General features: G+C 32.8%; 1 protein-coding gene. It reads right to left on the reverse strand.

Going from position 1 to position 950, the window contains the following annotated elements; translation table 11 throughout:
• Positions 1 to 231 precede the first annotated feature (231 nt).
• On the reverse strand, positions 232 to 950 hold a 719-nt coding region (locus ACFFLE_RS11150), incomplete at its 5' end, for a replication initiation protein (RefSeq protein WP_380572272.1).

The raw sequence follows: 950 nt of genomic DNA on the forward strand, positions 1-950 counted from the left end.
TCAAATTGTTTTCCTCGTTCACAAATCCCACCCTCTCACTTTGTGATAATATATAACTCTTAATTTTCATCTTACGCTTGTAATATAAAAATATCAAGTTTATATAGAGTTTGGCAAGCACTGGCTAAGCTAGCCACTTCGTTTACTATCCGCCTTACTTGATGGGGTTTCCCCATGCCCCTTTAGTTTTTTGTTCCCACAAAAAAAGACTAGCAAATGCTAGCCTAAAACCTAATGACCAAAGTCAAAATCATACATTTTGTCATGGTGTGATATCGCTATATAATTCTTCAATTCTTCACTCAATTTTTGATGTTGCTCGCTCAAAATTTTTCTCAAATCATCAGAGATATTTACCTCAGATATTTCTTTAATTATTTTTCTATATTTCGTTTTTAAATTTTTGTCTATTTTTCCCCATTCACCATGTTCATGCAGGAGCATATACACCATTGCTCTCGTACTGCTTTTTTCAATCGTTTTCCAATTTGGCTGAAGAATGTGTATATCATCAAAGCATTTATCCCAAGTTTTAGTTCTTGAACGCTTTAACTCAAATTCAACTCTCCACAAATGATCTGCACTAATTTCCTGTTCTTTCACTTCGCTCAATTGTTTCTTTTTGTTATAAATTCTAATATATCTATCACTTTCACGAACCCCAAAATATTTGGTTTCCACTTTTCCATCAATACCGTAGAAATGCGTTTGTTTAACTGCTTTATCACACATCGAGTAATAATCAGCTAAGTTATCTTCAATATCAAAAGCCAAATCTATTCTCGAAAAATCTTTGTTCCGCATATTATCTAAAAACACGAATTGAATAATTTGTTTCTCATTCTCACTCAATTCATTTGGATTGAACTCAACTCTAATTTCACTTCGACCCATCGCTTGTGCCTGCTTACGGTTATATTCAACATAAACTTTATTATCAAAAACGTTAC

It is taken from the genome of Salinicoccus siamensis, from assembly GCF_042429615.1.
In the GTDB taxonomy this organism is placed as follows: Bacteria; Bacillota; Bacilli; order Staphylococcales; family Salinicoccaceae; genus Salinicoccus; species Salinicoccus siamensis.